We start from the raw sequence: 26,268 nt of genomic DNA on the forward strand, positions 1-26,268 counted from the left end.
GCGCCTGGCTCCGATCAGGGGATGAGTTTGTTTTCACGCAGTGCCGAGAACACCCGGGCTTCGCGAGCTGGAAGCGAGCGGACTGATCGAACGCTATACGCTCGACTCGATACCGCCAGCGGTGGGCTTCGGGGTGTCACCCCTTGGCAGGCTCATGATCCAACCCATCGAAATGATCTACGAGTGGGCACGGCAGAACTCCACTGCACTGGGCCAGCTACAGCCGAGAAGCACGTCGCGCAGGCGGCAGCACTATCCAATTTGAATCACGTTTATGGCCCGCTAACGGCTGGCCGTCGCGCGATCAGAGCTGATCGCCAACCGCGGCCTTGTCGATTACTGACCAGACGTTTCGGATTTTTCCCTCGCCGAATTCGTAGAACACGTTTTCGGTGAAGGCCACTTGCTTTCCGTTTACCGCATAGCCGAACAAATCCCCGGTGGGCGTACAAGCGAACCGCAGCTGTGCCGCCACATGGGGCGGCTCGGCGATGAGCAGCCCGATATTGAATTGCAGATCGGGAATCGCTTGAACGTCACCTTCGAGCATCTGGCGATAGCCATCCAGCCCGACGAACTTGCCGTTGTAGTGCACCTCGTCATGGACGAAACGCCCCAGCTCCGGCCAGTTACGGCTGTTCAAGCAGGCGATGTAGCCTCGGTAGCAATCAGTGATCACGTCGCCTGTCATCGTCGTCCCCCCAGAGTGAGTCAGATAGTCAGGCTAGCGGCTTGCTCGTTATACGCCATCCTTAGTGGCCTGCTGCGCCAGGCCGACGCAGGCATATCGCTTAGTGCTCAGGATCGGCCGCTCACAAAAACGGGGTGCGCGTTAAAAAAGTAAGCGTGGCGTCGAATTCATTCTCCTTCGTTCGACTATCAGAGCCATCAAGGCAAACCCGCGACCAAAGGAGAACGCCATGCCCAGCACTATCCGCCTTCACCGCGTCTTGCGAACTACGCCCGATCGCCTTTATCGCGCGTTCCTGGATCCAGACGCCAAGGCCAAATGGCTGCCGCCGAATGGTTTTACCGGCAAGGTGCACGAGATCGATGCGCGTGTGGGTGGCCGCTACAGGATGTCCTTCACCAATTTCTCCACGGGTGAGATCCACAGCTTCGGTGGCCAATACCTCGAGCTGCTGGAAAACCAGCGAATCCGCTACGAAGACACATTCGATGATCCGGGCTTACCGGGCACCATGGAGGTGACAGTGACGCTCACCCCCGTTTCCTGCGGCACCGAGCTGAACATCACCCAGGACGGCGTCCCGGACGCGATCCCAGCCGATTCCTGCTACCTCGGCTGGCAGGAATCGCTGACGCTACTGGCGAAGCTGGTCGAGGTTGAGATTCCGGATGAATGATTGATCGCCAGGGATGAGGATGGGTGGCAAAGCTTCAGGTGCTGTACGGCGAAGTGGTCCGCCACCTTTTTCTCTCTATCCATTAAAAGCTGCTTCGTTATTCAGGCACTGGGGGACATTTTCCCCCGGTATGCCCCGACATCCGATAGCCGCCACCATGGCAATTCCCTCGTAGCGGGGTTGAGATTATGATGCGCGCCCGCCAACGCTCCACGCCCAAAACATCAGGTCATCATGCCCGGCAATGCTCTCTATACCGACCTGTCGGGATACTACGACCTCATGTGTGCCGATATCGACTACACAGCGCAAAGCCACTGTATTCACAGGCTGCAGCAGCTATTTGGTAACGCTGGGATCAGGCATCTGGATCTCGCCTGTGGCACCGGGCCGCATGTGCGACATTTCATCGATGCCGGTTTTGAAAGCTGCGGGCTCGACATCAACCAGCCCATGCTAGATAGAGCGGCCATCCGCTGCCCCGAAGCCCGGTTTTCCCTTCAGGATATGTGCGGCTTCAAGGTGGATCAGCCGGTCGATCTGATCACCTGCTTCTTGTATTCCATTCACTACAGCGCAGGACTTGAGCGGTTGAAGGCCTGTATCGCCAGCGTGCATGGCGCACTGGCGGCGGGTGGGCTCTTCTGCTTCAACGCCGTTGACAAGGAAAGAATCGACAATGACTCGTTCGTCTCGCACACCGCCAAACATGCGGACGGCCTGTTCAGCTTTAGCTCTGGTTGGAGTTATTCCGGCAACGGTGAGCAGCAGTCTCTAAAACTCCGCATCGAGAAAACGACCGCAGGCGCACGCCAGGTATGGCACGACGAACACCGCATGGTGGCGGTGAGCTTTGGCGAATTGATCGAGCTGTTACGGCCGTACTTCGAAGTGCACGTGCTTGAACATGATTACGAAAGGATCATTCCCTGGAACAAGACGACCGGGAACGCGATATTTGCTTGTGTGAGGGTTTGATCTGCGGGGTTCAAAGCCCGGGCTTTCACTCGCTCGCCGACGCATCGGTAGCTACGCAGCTGGAAGGCGGCGGCACCTGTTCCATGGGGCGTGCTTCTTCAAACGATTAATGCAAGCGATTGGCTGCCGAGTAGGTCTGAGTGAGGTGAAGGGCCTGTTGGGCCAGTTGGTCGAGCAGACAATCGCGTTCTTTCTCCGCATCGCTCATGGCTTGCTCACCGTGCTGTTTCACGAGATAGCTGTGAATCTGACGGACTTCCTGGGACTGGAAAATCGGCTGCAAATCCTGCACTGCGACCACTCCGTTCGACGCCTGGCTCCGGGTATTCATCACCACTTGCGGACCGCGAGCCGCCAGAGGCAGAAAGCCCAGCTCTTCGAAGTAGGGAACCTTGCCCGCCACGCACGCCACTTCCGCATGGGGATAACGCGCCACCATCGCGTCGACCATGGCCCGACCGATGCCCTGACGGCGATGGTCGGTTTGCACTGCCAGATAAACCAACGCACAGGCTTCAGGGTCGTCCATATACGGTAGATACAGGGCAAATCCGAGCAGGAGCAACGGGTCATCGGCATCCAGCGCCATGATCAGTTCGGGCTTGCCCGCCTGCGCGCCATCCATGCTATCCAGATAACGATGCACCTCGAACCCCACCACGTACTGATACAGCTGATACAGCGGGTTGGCAGGCGTGAGCGATACCGGGCTGATGTCGCCGAGGTAGTCCACGACCATCTGCAGCACCTGGCTTTTCATCGATTCCGGCGGCGGGGTGTCCAGATGGGCAAGCGTGAACATAGGCGATGAGACTCCGGATCAATGCGCAAAGCGGGCATTGTACTGGGCGATAGGCTGGGGCGAGCGGGAAGGGCGTGCTCATCCCTGGAAAGAGACAGAACAGGGAATAGTAACGGCACGTTGCAGCCGTTGCGGCAATTGAATTCGCTTGGTTTCTGCTTCCTTATCAGATCTGCATCGGGCAGAGCGAGACGATGTGAAGCGGCAACGATTCCTGAAGAGGCGCCCAACGCAGCCGCGCTGGCACAGTGACTTGCTGTTGGTTGTGACTCAGGTTTAGGTAATGCCTATCGAGGCAATAGCGAAATTTGATCCCCCGTTTATTTGCCTTCTTCAGGCATACGCGAAGCGATCCAGACCGCATGAATGCTGTGTTTGAGGCTCATCCTGGGGGCTCGCGCCGTTTCGATAGGCGGATTGCGCGTTTTTGTTCTGCCATGAACTGAGTGCTACGGTTCTAAAGCGGCGCCTGACCGCGATAACCACAACCACGAGAGGAACAGAACATGAGCGCTGAGTCTGGAGAAAATACTGGCGGTGGATGCCCGTTCGGTCATGGCGCCGGTGCACCCCGCAAACGCCCGGGCAATCGTGACTGGTGGCCGGAAGCATTGAGCCTCACCTCACTCAACCAGCACTCGCCGCGCTCCAATCCATACGGCGGCGATTTCGATTACGCAGCTGAGTTCAAGTCACTCGATCTCGACGCCGTGATCGCCGACCTGCACGCCGTGATGACGGATTCGCAGGACTGGTGGCCAGCGGACTTTGGCCATTACGGCGGCCTGTTCATTCGGATGGCCTGGCACAGCGCCGGTACCTATCGCATCACTGACGGTCGCGGCGGCGCCGGTGGAGGTCAGCAGCGTTTTGCGCCGCTCAACAGCTGGCCGGATAACGCCGCGTTGGACAAGGCCCGGCGCCTGCTGTGGCCGATCAAACAGAAGTACGGGCGCAAACTGTCGTGGGCCGATCTGTTCGTACTCACCGGAAACGTTGCGCTCGAATCCATGGGCTTCAAAACGTTCGGCTTCGGCGGTGGCCGTGCGGACACCTGGGAGCCCGAAGAACTGTACTGGGGCCCTGAGGGCACCTGGCTAGGCGATGAGCGCTACAGCGGCGAACGGCAGCTGCACCCTGGCTTGGGCGCCGTGCAGATGGGCTTGATCTACGTGAACCCGGAAGGCCCGAACGCCAACCCAGACCCGAAAGCCTCGGCCATCGACATCCGCGAGACCTTCGCGCGCATGGCGATGAACGATTACGAAACCGTGGCGCTGATTGCTGGCGGTCACACCTTCGGCAAGACCCATGGCGCGGGCGACCCCTCATTGATGGGGCCGGAGCCGGAAGGCGCAGTTATCGAAGACCAGGGACTGGGTTGGCGCAGCAAGTTCCAGACCGGCATAGGTGCCGATGCCATCACCTCCGGCCTCGAAGTCATCTGGAGCCAGACTCCGACGAAATGGTCCAACTACTTTTTCGAAAACCTCTTCAACTTCGAGTGGGAACTGACCAAGAGCCCTGCCGGAGCGCATCAGTGGGAAGCCAAAGACGTCGGGGAGATCATTCCCGACCCGTTCGACCCCAACAAGAAGCGCAAGCCGACCATGCTCACCTCGGACCTGGCACTGCGCTTCGATCCGATCTACGAACCGATCTCGCGTCATTTTCTCGAAAACCCGGACGAATTCGCCGATGCCTTCGCCCGCGCCTGGTTCAAGCTGACCCACCGCGACATGGGCCCCACCGCCCGCTACCTCGGGCCGCTGGTGCCGAAGGAAAAGCTGATCTGGCAGGACCCGATCCCCGAGTGCGACCATCCGAAAATCGATGACGCGGACATTGCCTCGCTCAAGCAGAAGATGCTGAGCATGGGCTTTTCCGTCTCTGACCTGGTGTCGGTCGCCTGGGCTTCGGCGTCGACCTATCGCGGCTCGGACAAGCGCGGCGGGGCCAACGGCGCACGCATCCGCTTCGCGCCGCAAAAGGACTGGCAGGAAAACAACCCGGCGCTACTGGCTCGCGTGCTTGAGAAGCTCACCCAGATCCAGACCGAGTTCAACGGCTCGGCCACCGGTGGCAAGAAGGTCTCCATGGCGGACCTGATCGTGCTGGCCGGATGCGCCGCGATCGAAAAAGCGGCGCAGGACGGCGGGGTCAGCGTCAAGGTGCCCTTCACGCCAGGGCGCATGGACGCTCTGGAGGAGTGGACCGATGCGCAGTCATTCGAGGCGCTACGCCCGGTCGCGGACGGCTTCCGCAATCACTATTACGAGGCCCACTTCATGGCGCCCGAGGAAGCGCTTGTAGACAAGGCCCACCTGCTACGCCTCAGCGCGCCGGAGATGACCGTGCTGGTCGGTGGCATGCGGGTGCTGGGCACCAACGCGGATGGCGGCAAAGAGGGCGTCTTTACCAACCGCGTGGGCACGCTGTCGAACGACTTCTTCGTCAATCTGCTGGACATGAAGAACGAGTGGACCGCGACCGAGCACAAGAACCGCTTCCAGGGCCTCGACCGCAACACCCGCCAACCCACTTGGACTGCCACTCGCGTGGACCTGATCTTCGGCTCGCAATCGGAGCTGCGTGCGCAAGCCGAGGTGTACGGCATGGTCGACGGCAACGAGAAGTTCGTCCACGACTTCGTCAAAGCCTGGGACAAGGTGATGAACGCGGACAGGATGGATATCGGTAAGCCGGAAGATATCTTCAGCCAGAAGCTCTCGGCCTAAGCAAAGCGCTGGCGCCCTTGTGGCGCCAGCGCCGATTTGAGCCCTAAGGCTGACGAGTCACCGGCAGAGTGCGAGCCGCGTTAATCGTACTTCACTCCGATCCGGCCGGTGTAATCGGTATAAAGCAACAAAGGACGCTTCTTCGTCTCTTCGAAATAGTCATCAGTTGCCTTCTTCGAGCCTGTGAAGTGCCCATAGTCATCGATAATCAACGAACCGCCGATGCTAACTCTCGGATACAGGATTTCCAGCTCTTTCTTTGTGGACTCATACCAGTCTGTATCCAGACGAAGTACTGCGATTTTATCCGGAAGATTCTGTTCCTGTTCAAGCGTAACCAGTACATCGCCTTCAACGATGATTACGTTTTCATCAAGAAGATTGGCCTTGGCAAAGTTTGCTTTTACCTCTTCCAGGGCGGAGTAGTACATCTCATTGTGGGTGTCGCGTTGTTTGCTGAGAAAGACCTCTCGAACGGATGAACCATCGGAGAAATACTTGTCCGCCTCGGTGGGCTCAGTCATTCCTTTGAATGTGTCGAACAAATATACCCGGCGATCTGACCCGTAGAGTTTGAATATCGCTGCTGCCAGGATAGCGTTGCCCCCTCGCCATACTCCGCACTCGACAAAATCGCCCGGAATATCCCTCTCGACGGCATGCTTGCAGGCCATCAAGGTTGCCCACAGCCTCTCGTATGAAACCAACGTCAGCTTGTTGTCCATGACATAGCTGACGATGTTCTTTTCTTCTTGGGTGAACTCCACCGGCATTTTTGCGGCTTTCTTTTCGCTGGTCATCCTGCTTCCCCCGTTCTGTTTAGGCTTTAGGCAGAGCCAAGGTTGTGGAGCTGCCTCTATCTTGTCGCCAATGTTGATCATCCTAGGTCAACGTTTCATGTATGAAAGTTATACCTGCGGCTCGAGCAGTTCTGCTCCGTTCGTATATGCATGATCCAACCATTGATGGAAGGGGCTGGTGGATACCTGCAAACGTTCCTTCAAGTCGCTATACATCCATTCATTTGGCAAGGCAGAGCCTTCGCATCACGCAAAGTGAGCTATCAGCAGTTCTTTGATAGGCCTGAGCGTTGTGCTTGCAGCCGACTCAGCATACTTCCACCGCCCACGCACCAAGGAAACTTCCCGTCTCGGTAAATCGAATCTCCTGACATGCCTGAGTTTCCCTGCCTTGCAAACCTCTTGGACTTTCAATGTGTAGGCCGTACCGCCCAGGGCAATGCCGATAGCTCCATATTTTAGGTACTTGCCGTCTTGGCAATCTCATCCATATGGGTGGTGTATCTTGGATCTGGCCCGGTGCGCCACAGCAACTTAATCCATCTGGTCTCACTCAACGCCGCTGAGTTTGAGTAGGGCTACTGCGATTAGAAGCCACGCAAAGCCAACAAATAAAAGACCGACCGAAATTCTCATTAGCCGTTTGATATCGGGGGGGAAATTACGAACCTCCTCAGGGTCAAGTGTGCCTTGTCGAATATGGATTTTTGGCCAGAGTAAGAATCCTCCAGTGCTCCCGACCTGCATACAACGCGATACAAAATCGAATCCTGCCCACAGTCGCTGATAATTTTTTACCCCAAGGCTATTGGGGAAGGCTGCGATTATTCGATCGTAGTAGCGGTGCGTGGTGTATGCCTGAACGGCCAGACCGGAAAGCGCTATGACAAAAGGCGTTATCAAAAAGGCTATCTGCAAATCCAAGGGCCAAGTTTCAAACCAAGCGCTGAAACTCATCGCTGGCTCCTCTCATAAACTTTTTCCCCGGCCAGTTCGCCAGCCCATCCGCCGCCAGCCCCACCCGCAGCCGAAGCCCCACCGACAACAACAAGGCCGCAGATAATACCGCCAATGCCGCCGGAGGCCAGGCCTATAGCGCCGCAGACATAAGGAGCCATAGCTATTCCGATGCCCACGCCTGCCGATCCACCTCCGATTCCGCCAACAAAGCTCCCCGTCTCGGTAAAGCGAATTTTCTGGCACGCCTGGGTCTCGCCAGCTTTGCACACTTCCTGAACCTTCAAGGCAGAGGCAGTACCGCCCAGCGCAATACCAACATAGCCACCATACTTGAGGTACTTGGCCGCCTTGGCAATCTGATCCATATGGGTGGCGTATCCGGGGACCTGGCCCGGTGCGCCGCCTTTGCTCCAGTGGTGCACGAGGCTGCGGGTGGAGATGCCGAGATCCTGGCGCAGCGTTGTATAGCTGCCCAAGCCCAGCTGCTTGCCGAGGAAGGTTGCCTTTAGTTGGTTATCGAGTTGGCGATACAACTGCTGGCGTGAGGTGAAGAACTGCGTACTGCGCAGGTGGCCATGCGTGGCGAACTCGCGCTGATGCAGGTATTCGATATCGCGTAGCGTGCCGTCAATCTGCTTCAAACCGTTGCCTAGCACATCGGTACCCATCCCCAGCGACTGGCTGGCGCCACCGACCATCACGGCGATCTCAGCCTGATGCTTAGCCATGAAGTCGGCTTCGCTCTCGCTCAACGGTTCCAGAGCCGCACGCACCTTGGCGGCCGCCGCCATCAGGTCGGCTTCTTCGCGCGAGCAAGCAGTTGGATTGATCAGGTTGCCCAAGACGACCATCTCGCCGGCCTTAAAGCCTTTGGCGAAAGTGGGGTTTAGTGCCTTGATGCGGTTGACCAAGTGGTTGTGGGGCGCATCGGCAAACAGTCTGGCAAGTACCTGCTCGCCGGACATGCTACGCGGCACAATGTAGAAGCCAGGAGGCTGGGGCTCGGGGAGCCGAAGCATGTCGGGCGGCGGCCAATCCGAAAGCTCTGGAGTGCTTTCGACATTCGCTTCCCAGGCCGCAAATGAGGCGCCGCCGTTACCTAGCTTGGTCTTCGGCAGTTCCGGCTGACGGCCCCAGCCACGATCAGGCATCCAACTGGAGTCGCGGCTGCCGGTGCTGTCTGCCTTCCAACCGTTGTCCAAGTTCCAGTCCTGATCGAGCGGGTAGGCCGCGTCTTTAAGGTTGTCCGTTCCCATGAAAATCTCCCTGTTTTGCTGAATCGGGCCGCAGTTTATCTGTTCAAAGCGTCGGCCAATTAGCGCCTGTTCACGAAGCTTGAGCCCGAGCAGCACCAACGGCGTGGGTTACAAAAGATTGAGGACTGGTCACAAGCGCTGCCTGAAGCTCTTCCACCAAGGAATCAACCTGATGCAGCGCCTCAGCCACCGAGGCCGCCAACACATCGCCACCCGTTTCCTGACCTTCAATTGCGATCTGATGAATGCGGGTGATGCCGATGAAATTAAGCGCCGTCGCCAGGTTCGGCTCCAGATGGTTCATGTGAGCCATCTCCCGGCCAGGACCAAAGCCAATGCCGCCCCTGGCGGTGAGGATGACCGCATGCCGTGGCCGATCTTCCAGCATGGGCAGGTAGGGATCGTCGGGAAGTCGGCTTTCATCGATGCCAACCGTGCGGCCCAAGCGCACCACTTGATCGATCCAGGCTTTTAACGGCGCGGGCATCCCGAAGTTGTAAAGCGGCGTCCCGATGACCAGCACATCGGCTGCAATCAACTCATCGACTAGCTGGTCGCTTTCTGCCAGCGCTTCCTTCATCCAAGGCTCCTGGCGTTCTGGCGGCGTAAAGGCCGAGGCGATCCAGTCATGGTCGAGGAAGGAGGGCGGGTTCTGGCCGATGTCCCGATAGACGATGCTGTCCTGCGCCCGGTGGGCCCGCCACTGGCTGACGAAGCGGTGGGTAAGGTTGCGGCTGTGGGAACCGTGCTCGTCCTTGCCTGCAAGGCCGGGGCGAGCGCTGGCGTCGAGGTGCAGAAGGTGCGTCATGGTGGTTCTCCTCTGTGACTAAATTCATCTGTCATTCGCGGTAGACCCAGGCTAGGACTAGGCTCTATGGGCGACAAACGATCAATATTTCCAGGTACAGATGAGGAAAACTCAGTTATGGCGTATCGCCGGTTACCCTCGCTTTCCGCACTGCGAGCCTTCGAAGCGGCTGCCCGCCATGAGAGCGCCAAGCAGGCCGCCGAGGAGTTGTCTGTCACCGCTACGGCGATCAGTCACCAGATTCGGCTGCTGGAAGAATCACTCGGCGTCTCGCTGTTTCTGCGAAAGCCCCGAAAGCTGGAGTTGACCGACCCAGGGCGCGAGCTGCAACAGGTGCTGGAAACGGCGTTCGACACCATCAGCGTAACGGTCGAACGCCTCAGCACGGGGCCATGCCGTCAGGCAATCACCCTCAGCACCACACCGGCCATAGCGGTGCGCTGGCTGGTGCCCTGGGTCTGCATGCTGCGCGATTCGCATCCCAACATCGATCTGCGCTTTCACACGTCCCATGAACCGGTCGCGCTGGATGGCGTCACGGCGGACGTCGCCATCCGCTACGGCGACGGCCTCTGGCCGGGGCTGGTGGCGGAGAAGCTGTTCGACAACACCTTCGTTCCCATTTGTAGCCCGCACCTCGGTTTGCGTGATGTAGCCGAGCTGCCAAATCACTCCTTAATCCACTTCCGCGCCCAGGGCGCTTCATCCGCTCCGATTCATTGGGCGTCATGGCAGAAACTGGCCAACGTACCGGGATTGGACGTTAGCGCTGGGTTGGTCTTCTCCGACGAGACCCACGCCATCTCAGCCGCCGTTGGCGCCCAAGGCGTGGCCTTAATGAGCCGTCAGCTGATTGACGATGAGCTGAGGGAAGGGCGGCTGGTGCAGCCGTTCGGGCCGGAGATGGAAGGGAAGCCATTTCATCTCGTATATCCAGAGAGCCGTCGGGATGATCCGACGGTTCTGGCTGTGAGGGATTGGGTGATGGCCGTGCCGGGTGGGTTGTGTGAGGTGACGGAGTGATAGCGGCAATGTATGCGAGTCAGATCGTAGGGTGGAAAACGGCGGAGCCTTTTCCACGCCTCACTTCCAGGCTACTCGCTAAACATTCCCATACCGTCCGTCGTCGCGAATTCAAAGCCGGCAACGGTCTGTAAGGAGCACGCAAACAGCGACTATGCCCCGCCCTATGCGGGGCATAGTCGTTTTGGCGTGCCGCCTTGTCCGCGCTTCAAGACCTTCAAGACCTTCAAACCTTCAGGACCTAACCATCAAGACAACGGCCAATAGTGCCGATACCCCAAAGAGCGGCGACGGAACGCCTTGCAGACCAGCCGACTGCAAGACAGGACCGCCCCTACCCAAGCGGGCAGCACTGCAGATAAGGAACTCCTCAGACGCTTTAATCTGGAGTCACCCTCAATGAGCCCCGCACGACACTCACGTACAAGACCGATTCAACTGCTTACCGCTATTCTGGCCGTCACGCTGGCCGCACTGCTTTATGCCTTTTATGCCATGAAGCACGCTTCGACCGACCTGCGCGACATCAGCGAATTACGTTACAACTCCTATTTGCTAGCCGATGAGCTCCGACAAAGCTCGGATGACCTGACCCGGCTGGGCCGCACCTACGTGGTAACAGCCGACCCGGAATATGAACGCCAGTACACGCAGATACTCGATATCCGCAACGGCAAGGCCCCGCGCCCCCAGGAGTACCAGCGGATCTACTGGGACTTTGTAGCCGCCGGCAACGCCAAGCCGCGTCCCGATACAACCGCAATCTCGCTCGATGACCTGATGAAGCAAACCGGCTTTAGCGATGCCGAATTTTCCAAGTTGCAACAAGCACAAGCCAATTCAAATGGCCTGGTGCAACTTGAAGTGAAAGCCATGAATGCAGTCAAAGGCCGGTTTGCCGATGCCCAGGGTAACTACACCCGTACGGGCGAACCGGATTTAGCCATGGCCCGCGAGCTGGTGCACAGCAAGGACTATCACCAGCTCAAAGGCCAGATCATGCAGCCGTTGGACGAGTTCTTTGTACTGCTCGACCAGCGCACCGCCAGTGCGGTAGCCGTTGCAGATGAAAGTCTGGTTCAGGCCCAATATATATTCCTGGCGCTGATCTTCGCCCTGTTCGCCGAAATCGGCCTACTGATCTACCTCAACCACCGCAAGATGCTCGGCCAACTCGGCGCCGTGCCCGCTGAGGTGGACCGCGTGGTCAATGAGTTGGCTGCCGGCAACCTGGCCGTGCAAATACCGCAGGCTTCCGCAGACAGCGTGATGGGTACTTTGCATATGATGAACGACAAACTCAGGGTCCTGATTGGCGCGGCCTTGCATACCAGCCAGCAATTGATGTCGGCCATCGGCGAGGTGACCGAGATGGTCGATAACACCACCGGTCGAACCAACCAGCAAAACGAAATGACCGACTTGGTGGCAACAGCCGTGCATGAGATGGGCCTTACCGTGCAGGAGATTGCCCGCAATGCCAGCAGCGCCGCGCTCGCCACCCGTGACGCCCTGGAAGAGTCCCAGCAGGCCAGCCAAAACGTACGTAACTCCTGTAGCCATATCGAAACCATGGCCAGTGATATCGGCAATGCCGCCGGTGCTGTCAGCCAACTGGCTGAACAAGTGGCATCCATCGACCAAGTGCTGGCGGTGATTCGCGGTATCTCAGAGCAGACCAACCTGTTGGCCTTGAATGCCGCCATCGAGGCCGCTCGGGCGGGCGAAATGGGCCGTGGTTTCGCCGTGGTTGCCGATGAAGTTCGCACCCTGGCCGGCCGTACGCAGGGCTCGACCGATGAAATCCAGCAGATGATTGCCCGCCTCAAGAAGGGCGCCGAAGACGCCGTGACATCCATGCGCACCGGCCATGCAGCCACCGCGACCGGTGTTGAGGCCAGCCAACAGACCAGCAAATCGCTGCAGACCATCGCAGCACGCATCGAAGAAATCAGCGACATGAACCAGCAGGCGGCCGCCGCCACTGAGGAGCAGTCATCGGTGACCGAAGAAATCAACCGCAACGTGCAGGGCATTTCCGACCTTGCCACCTCAACCAACAGCGATATTCAGCGCTGCCGCGCCAGCTGCCATACGCTACGCCAGCTGTCAGAAGACCTGGCGCATAAAATGGGGAGCTTCCGTCTCTGAGCGATGAGCACCGCAATCAACCCGGCCGCGAGCTTTAACAAGCCCGGCCGGATCACCTTGGCCCGGCGTTGTCGACGGAGGGGGCAGTATCAGCGTTTGACCTGCAGGCAAACTAATAAGCACATGCGGTAGGGAAAGAGGAGGCGTTCTGCACTTCGGACAATAGGGGACAGACCGCGTTTCCTAGATGTTAATGGACTGAAAATCGTGGTCTGTCCCCTATTGTTTCTGGATCTTCACCTGGACCGTCTGCGCCATGCCTCCCTGGAGTTTTTTGGCCGGGCGCCGTCCGATGACCTTCTGCGCTCATACATTCGGATGGCGATTCAAGAGGGGGCGAGAGACCAGTCGCTGACGGTCACTGTCTTCTCGCCCCATGGCGAATTCACCGCCGATAGCATGGATGTTGAGCCTGGCGTGCTCGTGCGTACCGTCGCTCCGTCTGATGGACCGAAAGGCCCGTTACGCTTGAGTGCCATCGCGCACCAGAGGCCTCTGGCCGCAATCAAGCATGTCGGTGAAGTAGGCAAGACCTACTACCTGCACCAGGCCATACGGCAGGGCTTTGACGATGCGGCGTTTCTCGATGATCGCGGCCATCTGAGTGAGGCCACCATCTGGAACCTGGTGTTCTGGGATGGCGAAACGGTGATCTGGCCCAGGGCCGATATGCTGAAAGGCACCATGATGGGCATGGTTCAGCGTCAACTTGCACGCCTGGATGTGCCGCAGCGCCACGAGCACATCACGCTTGAACGCTTGAACGAACTCTCCGGTGCGGCAGTGATGAACTCATGGACGCCGGGGATTCCAGTTACCGCGATCGCCTCCCATATCGTTGACGAGGCAAGACCTTTCATCGAGCTGCTGCACAAGGCCCACGAGGCTGAGCCGGCCGACTTTCCCTGAGAATGGCTGGATAGATATTGCGCTGGTGTCCCGCCGGCTTCGACGGGCTCACCTGTTGCTTCAGGGGTACCGAGCGGTGCTTAGCCTCGAGGAAAACGTCAGCGGAGGGGCAGGAAAATAAATCTGTCCCCTTTTTCGTCCCGCCGCTACGCGACCCAGCTAGTCAGAAAAAGTAGAATCTAAAATCAGATCCTGCAGGCGCCCAGATCCTTGATTGGGCTCCAGCCACCGTTGGTACGTTGAAGGTATAAAAATGCTCAATATCGTTTGGGGTTCTAATAAGGAAAAGCCAGAGGCTGCTAAAGCCTTGGCGGATATCCTGGCAAGCGAAATCGGTGGTGAAGGTTATTTATATGTCGGGTATCCCGTCGTAGGTTCGCCGTTAGGTCCTGTAAAGTTCGACTCACTGCTCTTATCAAGAAAATATGGATTATTTGCTTTTGACCTAGTTGAGGGGCTTGAGCTTGGTGATTATAAATCTCGCCTTGATGATATTGCCTCGATGTTAGAAGTAAAACTAAAGCCCTATCCAACTCTTAAGCAGGGCAGGAACCTTAAATTTCCGATCAATAGTGTGACGTTTGCGCCAGCAAAGCGAAGTGTCCCTGAATCAGAGGATTACTACATATGCGCAAACCGAGATAACGTTGTAAAATCTGTAGAGGGTGGGGAGCCTATAGATGACGAGTTATACGCGAATTTGCTAGCGGCTATTCAGGTTGTTACGACAATTAGGTCGGGAAGGTCGAAGCGAGAACCGGCGCGTCCAAATTCAAAAGGGGCAAGGTTAAAACGGGTGGAAGAGTCGATCGCGAATCTCGACCAGCATCAGTCGCGCGCTGTGATCGAAACTGTGGAAGGTGTCCAGCGTATCCGCGGACTCGCGGGTTCGGGAAAAACTATCATATTAGCTCTGAAAGTCGCTTACCTGCATTCTCAGAATCCAGGGTGGAAGATTGCGGTAACATTTAACACGCGCTCCCTTAAAGAACAGTTCAAGAGATTAATTAATAGCTTCACAATTGAGCAAACCAGTTCCGAGCCTGATTGGGAGCGGATCGATATTATCAACGCTTGGGGAGGCCCAGGTGAAAAAGAGCAGGACGGAATTTATCACAAGTTTTGTAGAGAACATGGCGTTCCGTTTTTAGATTTTGGTACTGCTAAGTCACGGTATGGTGCTTTTGACCCATTTGCTGGGGCTTGTTCGGATGCGCTAAGTAAAGCTACGGAACGACGCCCGTTATATGACTTGATACTTGTAGATGAAGCACAGGATTTTCCTCCTGAGTTTTTGAGGCTTTGTCACGCGTTTATCAATGAGCCTAAACGGCTGGTTTATGCGTATGACGAATTGCAATCATTGACTGGGAATTCGGTTCTTCCTCCCGAGGAGTTGTTCGGGGCGAATGAGGAGGGACCGTTGGTTAAGTTTGATTATTCAGAAGCTGCCATTCCCCGGCAGGACATAATATTGGAGAAATGCTACCGGAACTCTAGACCTGTACTGGCTACGGCTCACGCTCTAGGTTTCGGTATCTATAGGGAACGCGGTTTGGTTCAGTTCTTCAATCAAGATAATCTATGGTCCGACGTTGGTTATGAAGTCGAGGACGGGGCGCTGGAAGGCGGTGTTGACGTTACGCTTGCTCGTACTGCTAAGACCTCTCCATTATTTTTGGAAGAGCACTCTGACCCTGATGAGCTGATTCAATTTCATTGCTTCGAAACCTCCGAACAGCAAACCCGCTGGCTAGTGGAAGAAATCAAAAACGATATCGAAAATGAAGAGCTTAGGGCTGAGGATATTGTGGTTATAAATCCTGACCCTATTAAGACTCAGGATTCTGTAGGGCTGGGAAGAAGGCAGCTGTTTTCTGTTGGTATCAACAGCGAGCTTGCGGGTGTAAGCACTTCAAGAGACGTATTCTCAAAGGAGGGCGCAGTAACTTTTACCGGAATATTCAGAGCGAAAGGTAACGAAGCAGGGATGGTTTACATTATTAACGCCCAAGATTGCTTTGATGCCTTTACCAAGCCCCAGCTGGCGCTCATTAGGAATCGGCTTTTTACCGCTATTACTAGATCTAAGGGGTGGGTATGCGTGCTGGGGGTTGGTCCAAAAATGGAGCAGCTACGCGAGGAATGGATGCGTCTCAAAAATAACAATTTCAAATTGAGATTTACTTATCCAACTGAGCAGCAGAAAAAAGAGCTGCGCCTCATAAATGTTGATCTAACGCCTAGACAAGCGTTGCGTGAAAAGAGGTTGAAGAAGCAAAGGGATGAGTTATTAGAGGCTGCTAAGTTGGGTGATATTGATATCACCCAGCTTATTCTCGATCTAGAACGTGCTAGTAGGAAAGAGTAGATGCCTAGATGAAATTGAACTCGGTTGTGCTTCAGTTGAATGAAGTAATAAAGCGAGCAATAGAATCTGGGGTTTCGGTAAGACAGAATTATCCCAAGGTAACTGATTGCTCCGTGGGCGACCTAAAAACGTCCGGTGTCGCCTTAAAAGATATCCCGTACGTAGACATATATAACGATTTAGAGCTAAACGACCAGTATCATATAAAGCTGCCAGATGGTGGGTTGCTAATCTTCCAGTATGCTTTTGATGATGTTGGACTAGTCAAGCATCGGCTAGGCTTTTTCCCTTCGCCTGTTTTGCCTTCAGTTGAAGAGTCGCCAGAGCTATATGAACGGGATGAGCTTTATGGTGATATCTTGTTAAATAAGATAGTCCGGTTTCCTATTCGGTTTGACTACGATCCTAAAAGTTATAAGCCTTTATTCCATCCTAAGTCGCATGTGACTTTCGGGCAGTTCGAAAATTGCAGGGTGCCCGTTAGTCATCCTGTACTACCGAACGTCTTTTTTAAGTTTATAATTATGAACTTCTATCATTTGGTTTATAAAAAAAATAAGAATATCTTTGATAAAAAGTTAGCTGGTTGCGCGGGGGTGGGATGCATGCTCCCAGGAGATGCTGCCACGTACCTATCGATAAGCTGATGGGGTATTAATTCAGTTCGGGCATTTGGGTAGGTAGCTATGGGTGGTTACCAGTGCATGTGCAATGGCCTGCTATTTAACGCTCGAGTTAGAAGTGGGAAGCCCCAGGCTAGGCGGGTCTATTGAAATAGCGATAGATCCCGCGTTAAAGTCTCGCCCGTTTCGAAAGCAAAACTTTGGTTTCCTTAAGCGTCCACTTTGCTGGCTATCTCGGGTCGTTGCTGTTTTTTGATAAGCGTCTTTTTAATGAGCTCCAATCTAGTTCGATGCCGAGGTATTGAAAGCGTCCTAATTTAATAAATCCACCAAAAAACATATCGCTACTTTGGGTCTTGTTATCCGACGAGACCGAAACGAGGCTATTCCTAGGTGTTTTAATTTTAGCTAGCTCTTGGCTTAAGTTTGTTATTTTTTCTGTCTGTAAAGATAGCAGAGCCGCTTGAACGCGGTTTTCGCTTTTGATATTTGTAACCTCAGAGATGAGCTTTTCTAGCTTCAATTGGATGATCGGCTCTTGGTGGTTGCTTGCAAGTGGCGGTTCCAGTTCGGGTAGTGACAGATAGATAACTAGTGCTTCTTTAATCGTTCTTAGAGAGGTGTCTTTATCAGTGGGTTCAATAGAGAAAAGGGTTTCGTGGCCTCTTCTTGTTACAGTGCTGTTAGAGTCGATTCCTAAGTCTCTTAAGAACTCTATGAAGTAGACCAGATATCTCGTGCAGGAAGTCTCGACTCCAGTGCTGAAGTTAAATCTGGCTATTATTTTGTCTGTGCTATCGAGCGTTTGAATGTTATCGCTGGCTTTATTTTGCAATTCATCTATATGTTTGTTTATAGTTTCTGCCGCTTCCGAGATCGTTATTTTTGGTTGAAAGTTGAAAGAGAAAAAAATATCTAGATATCCATCGTTGTCCTCCGTGTTTATTAGCACTGCGGATGAGTTGAGGCTTTTGCTTGCCTGTACCATTTCGTCTCTTAGTAACTTTGGGTTGATTGTGCCGTTCCAGCTTAAAGGGTCAATCGTCCAGCAAACTTCAATGCTGTCGTCTTGCCCATTTATTGAGGCGAATGTTGCCATGTGGTGGAATTTTTGGCCGTCGAGTGGGATTCGTATTTCTGATGGTATGGAACAGATTGGCAAATTGGATATTTGTTTAAATACGTCACTCTCATGGTGGTAAGGTAACTCATAGATATTGTCATCGTAGCGGCTGCCTCCTTTAAGATCGAAGATTGTTTCGTTGAGTTCTAACCTCCAGTCTTGCCAGTCGTTACTTGATTTGATCAGCTTCATAGTGAAATCCATAGGAAAGAAAAAGCCCCGTGCGAGGCGGGGCTTTTTAGGTTTTATTCACAACACTCGAGGTCTACTCAGACAGGGCGCAGTGGTCTCGGTATGCCTGAATCAATCCCAACTCAAAGCCCCACCCGTCTGATACTCAATAACCCGCGTCTCAAAGAAGTTCTTCTCCTTCTTCAGGTCCATGATTTCGCTCATCCATGGGAACGGGTTGGTTGTACCCGGGTACTCTTCCTTCAGCCCAATCTGCGTCAGACGACGGTTGGCGATGAACTTGAGGTAGTCCTCCATCATCGAGGCATTCATGCCGAGGACGCCGCGGGGCATGGTGTCGCGGGCGTATTCGATTTCGAGCTGCGTACCCTGGAGGATCATCTGGGTCGCTTCGTCCTTCATAGCGGCGTCCCACAGGTGTGGGTTTTCGATTTTGATCTGGTTGATCACGTCGATGCCGAAGTTCAGGTGCATGGACTCGTCGCGCAGGATGTATTGGAACTGCTCGGCGGTGCCGGTCATCTTGTTGCGGCGGCCCATGGAGAGGATCTGGGTGAAGCCGCAGTAGAAGAAGATGCCTTCCAAGACGCAGTAGTAGGCGATGAGGTTGCGCAGGAACTCTTTGTCCGTCTCGACGGTGCCGGTCTGGAAGGTCGGATCGGAGATGGAGCGGGTGTACTTGAGGCCCCAGGAGGCCTTCTTCGCGACGCTCGGGATCTCGTGGTACATGTTGAAGATGGCGCCTTCATCCATGCCCAGTGACTCGATGCAGTACTGGTAGGCGTGTGTGTGGATCGCCTCTTCGAAGGCCTGGCGCAGGATGTACTGGCGGCACTCGGGGTTGGTGATCAGGCGGTACACGGCCAGCACGAGGTTGTTGGCGACCAGGCTGTCGGCGGTGGAGAAGAAGCCGAGGTTGCGCATGACGATGCGGCGCTCGTCCTCGGTGAGGCCGTCCGGGCTCTTCCACAGGGCGATGTCGGCGTTCATGTTCACTTCCTGCGGCATCCAGTGGTTGGCGCAACCATCCAGATACTTCTGCCAGGCCCAGTCGTACTTGAAGGGCACGAGCTGGTTGAGGTCGGCGCGGGCGTTGATCATTTGCTTGTCGCCAACGTGAACGCGGGCGGATTCGCCTTCGAGTTCGTCGAGGCCTTCCTGGATGTCGAGGTCGTCCAGGGCCTTTTTGGCGCGGGCGACGGCAGCGGAGTCGTCAGAGGCTACGGCGCGGGCTTCTTCGACGGAGCCGGCGGCGTCCTGGTCGAGTTTGGCGGGAGATTCAGTCTTTGCGGCAGCGGCTTGAGGGGCGGCCTGCGCGGTGGCGGTGGTGGTTTCTTCTTCGTCGAATTCGTCCCAGCTCAGCATGGCGGTTTCTCCTGATTGGGGACCGGCTTGGCCGGTCGGGAATGTTTGGGCTTTTGTGTGTGCACGCAAAAGCGGGTGTTTTGTTGGGGGGAGGGTGGTGGTGCCCTGCGTCCCGGTGATCTGTATCAGGTCGGGGTATTGGTCCGGCCTTTGGGTTGTTTGGTGGGGCTGCCCCTCACCCTAACCCTCTCCCCGGAGGGGCGAGGGGACTGGATTGGAGGCGGCCTTAGGCTATGCGTTCGCTCGGCTAGTGAGCTGGCTGATAGCGCTTCGCGAGCAAGCTCGCTCCTACAAATTGGTCCGGTCCGCGCAGGCGTCCCCGACTGGTTTTCGCGAACAAGGACTAGGCGCCCCCTCGCTCCTACGAAAAGCGCGCTCTTCAGCAGCAGCTCGGTGTGAGCGCGAAGCTGAGCGAGGCAGCGCTAGGCGCCTGGCGGGTCGGAGCCCCTGAGCGTACGCATGTACGTGATGGGGGCCGGCCTGCCGGGCAACAACGCGCGGTCCGCTCTGGGACCGCGACTTTCTTAACTACTTATTGGCAGGCTTCGCAGTCTGGTTCATCGATCGCACAGGCCTTTGGTACCGGTGCCGGGCCAGCGGACATTTCCGGTGCTGGCGCAGCTTTCGCCGGGGCGGCGCTGGCGCCACTATTGCCACCGCTGGACACGGCGTTGAGCTTGCCGGTGTTGACGGTGGACTTCTCGGTGCTGGTCGCGGCCAGGGCGCGGAGGTAGTAGGTGGTTTTCAGGCCACGGTACCAGGCCATGCGGTAGGTCACGTCCAGCTTCTTGCCCGAGGCACCGGCAATGTAAAGGTTCAGCGACTGGGCCTGGTCGATCCACTTCTGGCGGCGGCTGGCGGCGTCGACGATCCACTTGGTTTCCACTTCGAAGGCGGTCGCGTAGAGGTCTTTCAACTCCTGCGGGATGCGCTCGATCTGCTGCACGGAACCGTCGTAGTACTTGAGGTCGTTGATCATGACCGCGTCCCACAGGCCGCGCGCCTTGAGGTCGCGCACCAGGTAGGGGTTGATCACGGTGAATTCGCCCGAGAGGTTCGATTTCACGTATAGGTTCTGGTAGGTCGGCTCGATGGACTGCGACACGCCGGTGATGTTGGCGATGGTCGCGGTCGGGGCGATGGCCATGATGTTCGAGTTACGGATGCCGTTCTTGACGCGGGCGCGAACTGGAGCCCAGTCCAGGGACTCGGTCAGGTCGACGTCGATGTACTTCTGGCCACGCGCTTCGATGAGGATCTGCTGCGAATCCAGCGGCAGCACGCCCTGGCTCCACAACGAACCCTGGAAGGTTTCGTAGGCACCGCGCTCGTCGGCCAGGTCACAGGAGGCCTGGATAGCGTAGTAGCTGACCGCTTCCATGGACTTGTCAGCAAAGTCGATGGCGGCATCGGAGCCGTACGGGATGTGCTGCAGGTACAGCGCGTCCTGGAAGCCCATGATGCCCAGGCCCACCGGGCGGTGCTTGAAGTTGGAATTGCGCGCTTGCGGCACCGAGTAGTAGTTGATGTCGATGACGTTATCGAGCATCCGCACGGCGGTGCGCACGGTGCGCTCCAGCTTGGCGGTGTCCAGCTTGCCATCGACGATGTGGCGCGGCAGGTTGATCGAGCCCAGGTTGCAGACGGCGATCTCGTCCTTGTTGGTGTTCAGCGTGATCTCGGTGCAGAGGTTGGAGCTGTGCACCACGCCGACGTGCTGCTGCGGGCTGCGCAGGTTGCACGGGTCCTTGAAGGTCAGCCATGGGTGGCCGGTTTCGAACAGCATGGAAAGCATCTTGCGCCACAGGTCTTTGGCCTGCAGGGTCTTGTAGTTCTTGATCTTGCCGTATTCGATCAGGGCTTCGTAGTACTCGTAACGCTCCTCGAAGGCCTTGCCGGTGAGGTCGTGCAGGTCGGGTACTTCGCTTGGCGAGAACAGGGTCCACTTGCCGTCGTCGAAGACGCGCTTCATGAACAGGTCCGGAATCCAGTTGGCGGTGTTCATGTCGTGGGTACGGCGACGGTCGTCACCGGTGTTCTTGCGCAGCTCGAGGAATTCCTCGATGTCCAGGTGCCAGGTTTCCAGGTAGGCGCAGACCGCGCCCTTGCGCTTGCCGCCCTGGTTGACCGCAACAGCGGTGTCGTTGACCACTTTCAGGAAGGGCACGACGCCCTGGGATTTGCCATTGGTGCCCTTGATGTAGGCGCCCAGTGCACGCACCGGGGTCCAGTCGTTGCCCAGGCCGCCGGCGAACTTGGAGAGCAGGGCGTTATCGCGGATGGCGTCGTAGATGCCGCCCAGGTCGTCCGGCACGGTGGTCAGGTAGCAGGAGGACAGCTGCGGACGCAGGGTGCCGGCGTTGAACAGGGTCGGCGTGGAGGCCATGTAGTCGAAGGACGACAGCAGGTTATAGAACTCGATGGCACGGGCTTCGCGCTGTTCTTCCTCGATGGCCAGGCCCATGGCGACGCGCATGAAGAAGATCTGCGGCAGCTCGAAACGCACGCCATCCTTATGGATGAAGTAACGGTCGTAAAGAGTCTGCAGGCCGAGGTAGGTGAATTGCTGGTCCTGCTCGTGGTTGATCGCAGCGCCCAGCTTGGCCAGGTCGTATTCCTTCAGGCGCGGGTCGAGCAGTTCGAACTGCACGCCTTTTTCCACGTAGGCCGGCAGCGCCTTGGCGTAGAGGTCGGCCATTTCGTGATGGGTGGCGGACTCGGCGACTTCCAGGAAGCTCAGGGCTTCGGCGCGCAGGGTGTCCATCAAGAGGCGAGCGGTGACGTAGGAGTAGTTCGGCTCACGCTCGACCAGGGTACGGGCGGTCATTACCAGGGCGGTGTTGACGTCGGTTTGCTCGACACCGTCGTAGAGGTTCTTCAGGGTTTCTTTCTGGATCAGTGCGCCATCGACTTCTTCGAGGCCTTCGCAGGCTTCGGTGATGATGGTGTTCAGGCGGCCGAGGTCCAGCGGCGACAGGCTGCCGTCGGCACGCTTGATGCGGATGCTCGGGTGGGCGTCGACCGGCACGTCGACCGCGCCACGCTTGCGCTCCTGGCTACGGGATTCGCGATAGATCACGTAGTCGCGGGCGACTTTCTGCTCGCCGGAACGCATCAGGGCCAGTTCGACCTGGTCCTGGATTTCTTCGATGTGGATGGTGCCGCCGGAGGGCATGCGGCGCTTGAAGGTGGCGGTGACCTGTTCGGTCAGGCGCGCCACGGTGTCATGGATGCGCGACGAGGCGGCGGCGTTGCCGCCTTCCACTGCGAGAAACGCCTTGGTGATGGCGACGGTGATCTTGTCATCGGTGTAGGGGACGACTGTACCGTTGCGCTTGATCACGCGCAGTTGGCCCGGCGCAGTGGCGGCCAGGTCCAGCGTGCTGTCGGCGTGTGGGTTCTCGCGAATGGACTCGTTCTGCATGGGGTCTCCGAATTCTCTCTGTCTCTAACGCGTTAGGTGTCAGGCCTGCTTTGCGGGCGGCCTTGTTCTATTGCATGTCTCGTATTGCATGAACCATGCCCCGGCGAGCCGGCACATGGGTAATTCAAAAAGGAGTCGATCTCGCACCGGGAGGTGGCGAATCGAATGTCCCGAAGCATAGTCAGGCGTTGTGAAGATCACAACCTCAAAACACAACATGTAGTGTGATGCGCTTGGCGTGTGCGCTACTGCTGGGCGTGTACAAAATCAACGTTGGGCTCCGCAAGTTCGGGGCCTGCGGCATCGATCCATCGCGCCCTGCGCGGGCGCGAGCCGGCAAAATACAGAGCAAATTATTTTGCTTGCTTTTTTGGGTGTTTGTGTCTGTTTGGCTGTTTGCCCCCAATATATGGGGTTAAAACGGCCGGAAGCGACACGATAGTAGCGGTTCGAGCCCAACGCAAGGTGCCGGAAATGAACAACCTGTGAATAAGTTGTGGGTGAGCTGTGCGCGATTGCAGCGCAGCCCGCGCCACCTCGGGGCTGCGCTGCGTTCGGATGAAATGCCGGTCCAGGCACGCTATTCGGTCATCAAAACGTTGAAGGCGTAAACACTATATATGGTGTTTTGTCAAAGACGACTTTGTGCGCTTTTCCCGCTATCGGTAGACCATATTGATAAGCAGGCCGGAAATACTGGCCTTATGGCATCTGAAGGTGCGGATTGGCTGCTACTGAACGATCAGGTCTGCGCGATCCAGGTTGCTATAAAAGGCCACCGATCAGTTGCGCTTGGCAGTGCAGGCCTTCCACATGACGATAAAAGCGTCAGGCTGACACCGAAGCGACTTTGGGCTTTGGTGCCACAACGGGCTGCCAGCCATCCAGCTGGCCGGATGCTCTGCGTCGCCAGGCGGCGCGACGCTGCCATCTCGCCTCGGCGTAACGCTACAATGCGGCCGATGATCTGGGGAGGGCGCATGGTGGATCAAGAGTCGTGGAACATCCTGATTGTCGAAGATGACCAGCGGTTGGCCGAGTTGACCCGTGAGTATCTCGAAGGTAATGGCATGCAGGTGTCGATCGAGGCGGACGGTGCCCAGGCTGCCGAGCGCATCATCAACGAGCGGCCTGATCTAGTCGTGCTCGATTTGATGCTGCCGGGCGAGGATGGGCTGACCATCTGCCGCAAGGTGCGCCATCGCTACGATGGCCCGATTCTGATGCTCACCGCCCGCGCCGATGATCTCGATCAGGTGCTGGGCCTGGAGATCGGCGCCGACGACTATGTTTGCAAACCGGTGCGTCCACGCCTGCTGTTGGCGCGGATTAGGGCACTGTTGCGCCGACGTGAGGGAGCGGAGCCGGCCCCGGCCACCAACGGCAAGCGTTTGCAGTACGGCCCGCTGGTCGTCGATAACGCGCTGCGCGAGGCCTGGTTGCGCGGCGAAGGTATCGAGCTGACCGGCGCCGAGTTCGATCTGCTCTGGCTGTTGACCTCCAATCCGGGGCGCATCATGTCCCGCGAGCAGATCTTTTCCGAGTTGCGCGGCATCGAGTACGACGGCCAGGACCGCTCCATCGATGTGCGTATTTCACGCATCCGCCCCAAAATCGGTGACGATCCCGAGCATCCACGGCTGATCAAAACGGTGCGTGGCAAAGGCTATCTATTCGTATCCGAAGCGGCTGAAGCGCTGCAGTGAATTCGGTCTTCCTGCGCATCTATGGCGGCGTGCTCGCCGTGTTGGTACTGGTTGGGCTGCTGGGTGCCGGTGGCCTGCAACTGCTCAACGAGGTGCGCGCCGATCACCATCGCGAGGCGCTGGCCGCTGGCACGTTCCGCCTCATGGCGCACAACATGCAAAGCATGACGCCTATCGAACGCCGCCAGGCGGCGAATCTCTGGGGCCGTCTGCTAGGCATCCCGCTGCGGGTGCGTACGCTGGAAGACGTCAGTCTGGAGAGCCGCCTGGAAACCCGCTTATTGCGCGGCCAGGTGCTGGTCGAGCAGATGCGTCCGCATAGCGTCACGATATTTTCCCTGGTCAGCGCCACCGATCGCCTGGTGCTCACCGGTGAGGTCGAACAGATCAGCGAACAGCTGGCACGCGCGACCATCTATCTGCTGATCGACGAGCTGATCCGCTATCCCGAGCAAGAGCAACCCCAGCGCCTGGCTGAATTGAAAAAGGCCCGTGGCTTTGGCTATGCGCTGGAGCTGCTCACCCGCGACAGCGCCAGCCTCGATGACGATCAGCGCCGTCGCCTCGACGAGGGCGACACGGTCATGGCGCTGGACAAGGGTGGTGATGCCATCCGCGTGTTCGCCGCGATTTCCGGAACGCCTTGGATCATGTCGCTGGGCCCGTTGCATCAGCTGAACCCTTATCCGCCGCAGCTGCTGATCGTGATTGGCGTGCTCGGGCTGTCGCTGATCGGGCTCACTGTCTATCTGCTGGTGCGCCAACTCGAACGGCGCGTGCGCGAAGTGGAAAGCGCCGCCACGCGTATCGCCGGTGGCAATCTGGAGACGCGTGTGCCGGCCGCCGGCACCGATTCGGTGGGGCGGCTGGCGAAGGCCTTCAACGGCATGGCCAGCCACCTTCAGCGCTTGTTGGCGGTACAGCGCGAGATGGTCAGCGCGGTGGCGCATGAGCTGCGCACGCCGGTTGCGCGTCTGCGGTTCGGGTTGGAAATGGCAGCCGAGGCGCAGACGCCTGAGGCTCGGACCAAGTACCTCGAAGGCATGGACGGTGACATTGATGACCTCGACCGGCTGGTGGATGAAATGCTGGTCTATACCCGTCTCGAACGCGGTTCGCCTGAGTTGACCTTTCAGATGGTCGATCTCGGCGCGCTGGTCGATCAGGTGATCGGTGAGCTGGCACCGCTGCGCGCAAACGTACGGGTTGAGCGTGGCGCTTGTGTGCCGGCTTTCGACGGTAGCTGCCTAGTAGAGGCCGAGCCGCATTATCTACGCCGTGCGCTGAGTAATCTGGTTACCAACGCCATGCGCCACGCTGAAACGCAGGTGCAGGTGAGCTTCATCGTCGACGCCGAGCGCGCGCAGCTGAGCGTCGACGATGACGGGCCGGGCGTACCGGAAGAGGCGTGGGAGAAAGTCTTCGCGCCCTTCCTGCGTCTGGACGATAGCCGTACTCGAGCCTCCGGTGGTCATGGGTTGGGGCTTTCCATCGTGCGGCGAATCACTTACTGGCACGGTGGGCGATCACAGATCGGCCACAGTGAACTGGGCGGAGCGCGCTTCAGCCTGGTCTGGCCGCGAAAGCAGCCGGGGTAAGTGACGCCGCCTTGGCGCGAATCAGTTTTAAGTGCGCAGTACCGTTGGAGTTTGGGAGCGATGGGTTGCATCCG

At 57.2% G+C, this 26,268-nt stretch carries 20 protein-coding genes; 11 read left to right on the top strand and 9 right to left on the bottom strand.

The annotated features are described in order from the left end of the window. The first annotated feature begins 40 nt into the window (after positions 1 to 40). Positions 41 to 265, top strand: coding sequence for a winged helix-turn-helix transcriptional regulator (locus tag D7241_RS03110; RefSeq protein ID WP_408100267.1), 225 nt, complete (start codon positions 41 to 43; stop codon positions 263 to 265). Between the two features lie 39 nt (positions 266 to 304). Here the strand turns inward: D7241_RS03110 and D7241_RS03115 are convergent, their stop codons facing one another. Then, positions 305 to 691 carry an ester cyclase gene (locus D7241_RS03115; protein ID WP_408100268.1) on the bottom strand — a complete coding sequence of 129 codons (387 nt, stop codon included), beginning with the start codon at positions 689 to 691 and terminating at the stop codon, positions 305 to 307. Positions 692 to 920: 229 nt separating this feature from the next. Here D7241_RS03115 and D7241_RS03120 point away from each other — a divergent pair, with 229 nt between their 5' ends. Together D7241_RS03120 and D7241_RS03125 are read left to right on the top strand one after the other, a co-directional pair. Next, positions 921 to 1,367: an SRPBCC family protein gene (locus D7241_RS03120; protein WP_408100269.1), complete on the top strand. Its 447-nt coding sequence runs from the start codon at positions 921 to 923 to the stop codon at positions 1,365 to 1,367. 234 nt (positions 1,368 to 1,601) lie between these two features. After that, positions 1,602 to 2,345, top strand: coding sequence for a class I SAM-dependent DNA methyltransferase (locus tag D7241_RS03125; protein ID WP_408100270.1), 744 nt, complete (start codon positions 1,602 to 1,604; stop codon positions 2,343 to 2,345). 106 nt (positions 2,346 to 2,451) lie between these two features. Here the strand turns inward: D7241_RS03125 and D7241_RS03130 are convergent, their stop codons facing one another. Beyond that, the gene (locus tag D7241_RS03130) at positions 2,452 to 3,147 is read right to left on the bottom strand and encodes a GNAT family N-acetyltransferase (protein ID WP_408100271.1); all 696 of its coding nucleotides are present in this window, start codon (positions 3,145 to 3,147) and stop codon (positions 2,452 to 2,454) included. 506 nt (positions 3,148 to 3,653) lie between these two features. Here D7241_RS03130 and katG point away from each other — a divergent pair. Continuing rightward, positions 3,654 to 5,885 carry a catalase/peroxidase HPI gene (gene katG / locus D7241_RS03135; RefSeq protein WP_408100272.1) on the top strand — a complete coding sequence of 744 codons (2,232 nt, stop codon included), beginning with the start codon at positions 3,654 to 3,656 and terminating at the stop codon, positions 5,883 to 5,885. An 80-nt stretch (positions 5,886 to 5,965) separates the two neighbouring features. Here katG and D7241_RS03140 read toward each other — a convergent pair whose 3' ends face one another. The 4 genes from D7241_RS03140 to D7241_RS03155 all read right to left on the bottom strand — a co-directional run bounded on the left by D7241_RS03140 (position 5,966) and on the right by D7241_RS03155 (position 9,709). Further along, positions 5,966 to 6,685 carry a TylF/MycF/NovP-related O-methyltransferase gene (locus D7241_RS03140; RefSeq protein ID WP_408100273.1) on the bottom strand — a complete coding sequence of 240 codons (720 nt, stop codon included), beginning with the start codon at positions 6,683 to 6,685 and terminating at the stop codon, positions 5,966 to 5,968. A 549-nt stretch (positions 6,686 to 7,234) separates the two neighbouring features. Beyond that, the gene (locus tag D7241_RS03145; RefSeq protein WP_408100274.1) at positions 7,235 to 7,642 is read right to left on the bottom strand and encodes a hypothetical protein; all 408 of its coding nucleotides are present in this window, start codon (positions 7,640 to 7,642) and stop codon (positions 7,235 to 7,237) included. Continuing rightward, positions 7,639 to 8,901, bottom strand: a complete 1,263-nt coding sequence (locus D7241_RS03150; RefSeq protein ID WP_408100275.1) for a hypothetical protein — start codon at positions 8,899 to 8,901, stop codon at positions 7,639 to 7,641. The genes D7241_RS03145 and D7241_RS03150 overlap by 4 nt, the downstream gene beginning before the upstream one ends. Positions 8,902 to 8,971: 70 nt before the next feature. Then, positions 8,972 to 9,709, bottom strand: a complete 738-nt coding sequence (locus tag D7241_RS03155; RefSeq protein ID WP_408100276.1) for an FMN-dependent NADH-azoreductase — start codon at positions 9,707 to 9,709, stop codon at positions 8,972 to 8,974. A 117-nt stretch (positions 9,710 to 9,826) separates the two neighbouring features. On the opposite strand from D7241_RS03155, the gene D7241_RS03160 reads away from it, so the two are divergent. The 5 genes from D7241_RS03160 (at position 9,827) to D7241_RS03180 (ending at position 16,810) form a co-directional block, all read left to right on the top strand. Next, positions 9,827 to 10,732 (top strand): LysR substrate-binding domain-containing protein, encoded by a 906-nt coding sequence (locus tag D7241_RS03160; RefSeq protein WP_408100277.1) that lies wholly within the window; start codon positions 9,827 to 9,829, stop codon positions 10,730 to 10,732. Positions 10,733 to 11,131: 399 nt separating this feature from the next. Beyond that, the gene (locus tag D7241_RS03165; protein ID WP_408100278.1) at positions 11,132 to 12,883 is read left to right on the top strand and encodes a methyl-accepting chemotaxis protein; all 1,752 of its coding nucleotides are present in this window, start codon (positions 11,132 to 11,134) and stop codon (positions 12,881 to 12,883) included. A gap of 207 nt (positions 12,884 to 13,090) precedes the next feature. Further along, entirely contained in the window at positions 13,091 to 13,792 is a 702-nt protein-coding gene (locus tag D7241_RS03170) for an aminotransferase class IV (RefSeq protein ID WP_408100279.1), read from the top strand. Positions 13,793 to 14,045: 253 nt separating this feature from the next. Beyond that, positions 14,046 to 16,163 (top strand): DEAD/DEAH box helicase, encoded by a 2,118-nt coding sequence (locus D7241_RS03175; RefSeq protein WP_408100280.1) that lies wholly within the window; start codon positions 14,046 to 14,048, stop codon positions 16,161 to 16,163. Positions 16,164 to 16,171: 8 nt separating this feature from the next. Further along, positions 16,172 to 16,810, top strand: coding sequence for a DUF2290 domain-containing protein (locus D7241_RS03180; protein WP_408100281.1), 639 nt, complete (start codon positions 16,172 to 16,174; stop codon positions 16,808 to 16,810). A 205-nt stretch (positions 16,811 to 17,015) separates the two neighbouring features. Here the strand turns inward: D7241_RS03180 and D7241_RS03185 are convergent, their stop codons facing one another. The 3 genes from D7241_RS03185 to D7241_RS03195 all read right to left on the bottom strand — a co-directional run bounded on the left by D7241_RS03185 (position 17,016) and on the right by D7241_RS03195 (position 22,890). Then, positions 17,016 to 18,101 carry a hypothetical protein gene (locus D7241_RS03185; RefSeq protein WP_408100282.1) on the bottom strand — a complete coding sequence of 362 codons (1,086 nt, stop codon included), beginning with the start codon at positions 18,099 to 18,101 and terminating at the stop codon, positions 17,016 to 17,018. A gap of 111 nt (positions 18,102 to 18,212) precedes the next feature. Continuing rightward, positions 18,213 to 19,466, bottom strand: a complete 1,254-nt coding sequence (locus D7241_RS03190; RefSeq protein WP_408100283.1) for a ribonucleotide-diphosphate reductase subunit beta — start codon at positions 19,464 to 19,466, stop codon at positions 18,213 to 18,215. Positions 19,467 to 19,998: 532 nt separating this feature from the next. Continuing rightward, positions 19,999 to 22,890, bottom strand: a complete 2,892-nt coding sequence (locus D7241_RS03195; protein WP_408100284.1) for a ribonucleoside-diphosphate reductase subunit alpha — start codon at positions 22,888 to 22,890, stop codon at positions 19,999 to 20,001. A 983-nt stretch (positions 22,891 to 23,873) separates the two neighbouring features. On the opposite strand from D7241_RS03195, the gene D7241_RS03200 reads away from it, so the two are divergent. Both D7241_RS03200 and D7241_RS03205 read left to right on the top strand, forming a co-directional pair. Continuing rightward, positions 23,874 to 24,596, top strand: a complete 723-nt coding sequence (locus tag D7241_RS03200; protein ID WP_408101180.1) for a winged helix-turn-helix domain-containing protein — start codon at positions 23,874 to 23,876, stop codon at positions 24,594 to 24,596. Beyond that, the gene (locus tag D7241_RS03205) at positions 24,593 to 26,194 is read left to right on the top strand and encodes an ATP-binding protein (protein ID WP_408100285.1); all 1,602 of its coding nucleotides are present in this window, start codon (positions 24,593 to 24,595) and stop codon (positions 26,192 to 26,194) included. The genes D7241_RS03200 and D7241_RS03205 overlap by 4 nt, the downstream gene beginning before the upstream one ends. The last annotated feature ends 74 nt before the right edge of the window (positions 26,195 to 26,268 follow it).

The sequence above is a fragment of the Stutzerimonas sp. VN223-3 genome (assembly GCF_045999685.1).
Classification (GTDB): domain Bacteria; phylum Pseudomonadota; class Gammaproteobacteria; order Pseudomonadales; family Pseudomonadaceae; genus Stutzerimonas; species Stutzerimonas stutzeri_AR.

Bases quoted from the DNA above. Each gene is read 5' to 3' on its own strand.
- D7241_RS03160 (WP_408100277.1), top strand. From the start codon at position 9,827: ATGGCGTATCGCCGGTTACCCTCGCTTTCCGCACTGCGAGCCTTCGAA.
- D7241_RS03190 (WP_408100283.1), bottom strand. From the start codon at position 19,466: ATGCTGAGCTGGGACGAATTCGACGAAGAAGAAACCACCACCGCCACC.
- D7241_RS03155 (WP_408100276.1), bottom strand. From the start codon at position 9,709: ATGACGCACCTTCTGCACCTCGACGCCAGCGCTCGCCCCGGCCTTGCA.
- D7241_RS03185 (WP_408100282.1), bottom strand. From the start codon at position 18,101: ATGAAGCTGATCAAATCAAGTAACGACTGGCAAGACTGGAGGTTAGAA.
- D7241_RS03165 (WP_408100278.1), top strand. From the start codon at position 11,132: ATGAGCCCCGCACGACACTCACGTACAAGACCGATTCAACTGCTTACC.
- D7241_RS03145 (WP_408100274.1), bottom strand. From the start codon at position 7,642: ATGAGTTTCAGCGCTTGGTTTGAAACTTGGCCCTTGGATTTGCAGATA.
- D7241_RS03130 (WP_408100271.1), bottom strand. From the start codon at position 3,147: ATGTTCACGCTTGCCCATCTGGACACCCCGCCGCCGGAATCGATGAAA.
- D7241_RS03180 (WP_408100281.1), top strand. From the start codon at position 16,172: ATGAAATTGAACTCGGTTGTGCTTCAGTTGAATGAAGTAATAAAGCGA.
- D7241_RS03195 (WP_408100284.1), bottom strand. From the start codon at position 22,890: ATGCAGAACGAGTCCATTCGCGAGAACCCACACGCCGACAGCACGCTG.
- D7241_RS03150 (WP_408100275.1), bottom strand. From the start codon at position 8,901: ATGGGAACGGACAACCTTAAAGACGCGGCCTACCCGCTCGATCAGGAC.
- D7241_RS03125 (WP_408100270.1), top strand. From the start codon at position 1,602: ATGCCCGGCAATGCTCTCTATACCGACCTGTCGGGATACTACGACCTC.
- D7241_RS03140 (WP_408100273.1), bottom strand. From the start codon at position 6,685: ATGACCAGCGAAAAGAAAGCCGCAAAAATGCCGGTGGAGTTCACCCAA.
- D7241_RS03175 (WP_408100280.1), top strand. From the start codon at position 14,046: ATGCTCAATATCGTTTGGGGTTCTAATAAGGAAAAGCCAGAGGCTGCT.
- katG (WP_408100272.1), top strand. From the start codon at position 3,654: ATGAGCGCTGAGTCTGGAGAAAATACTGGCGGTGGATGCCCGTTCGGT.
- D7241_RS03115 (WP_408100268.1), bottom strand. From the start codon at position 691: ATGACAGGCGACGTGATCACTGATTGCTACCGAGGCTACATCGCCTGC.
- D7241_RS03120 (WP_408100269.1), top strand. From the start codon at position 921: ATGCCCAGCACTATCCGCCTTCACCGCGTCTTGCGAACTACGCCCGAT.